The sequence below is a fragment of the Pseudomonas sp. HMWF006 genome, from assembly GCF_003061205.1.
In the GTDB taxonomy this organism is placed as follows: domain Bacteria; phylum Pseudomonadota; class Gammaproteobacteria; order Pseudomonadales; family Pseudomonadaceae; genus Aquipseudomonas; species Aquipseudomonas monsensis.
This window is the reverse complement of the sequence record NZ_QAIU01000382.1, coordinates 1-738: the sequence shown is the minus strand read 5'-3', so window position 1 is coordinate 738 and position 738 is coordinate 1. Positions and strand designations below refer to the sequence as shown.

Genomic DNA, 738 nt, shown 5'->3' with positions numbered 1-738 from the left:
GTTCGGCACCCTCGAAAGTCTGTATCCGGGACGCATCGACCTGGGGTTGGGCCGCGCTCCGGGGTCCGATCAGATGACCGCCCGCGCGTTGCGCCGTGAACGCTCCGGCAGCGCCGACGATTTCCCGGAAGATGTCGCCGAGCTGGCGCGTTTCCTCGGCCCGCGCACCCCGGATCAACGGGTGATCGCCATGCCGGGCACGGGCACCAATGTGCCGATCTGGCTGCTTGGTTCCAGCCTGTTCAGTGCGCAACTGGCTGGTGAGCGCGGATTGCCCTACGCCTTTGCCTCGCATTTCGCCCCGCGTTTCATGCACGAGGCAATTCGGGTCTACCGCAACCACTTCAAGCCATCCGCCGTGCTCGACAAGCCTTACGTGATGCTCGGTGTGCCGCTGGTGGCGGCGGATACCGACGAGCAGGCCGATTACCTGGCGACTTCGGTGTACCAGCGCATTCTCGCGCTGATGCGTGGGCAAAGCCTGGTACAGCGTCCGCCGGTGAAAACCATGGATGGCTTGTGGCTGCCGCATGAGCGTGAAGCGGTGGGGGATTTCCTCGGTCTGGCGATGGTCGGCAGTCCGCAGAAGATCCGCGCCAAGCTGGAGGTGTTGGTCGAGCAGACACAGGCGGATGAACTGATCTTCACCTGTGATCTGTATGAACACGCCGATCGCCTGCATTCCTACGAGTTGTTGGCGCAGGTGATGAAGGGCTGAAGGGCGCCCTCACCCTAGCC

At 63.6% G+C, this 738-nt stretch carries 1 protein-coding gene; it reads left to right on the top strand.

The window, feature by feature from the left end:
- On the top strand, positions 1-718 hold a 718-nt coding region (locus DBR24_RS15785), incomplete at its 5' end, for an LLM class flavin-dependent oxidoreductase (protein WP_256591538.1).
- Between the last annotated feature and the right edge of the window lie 20 nt (positions 719-738).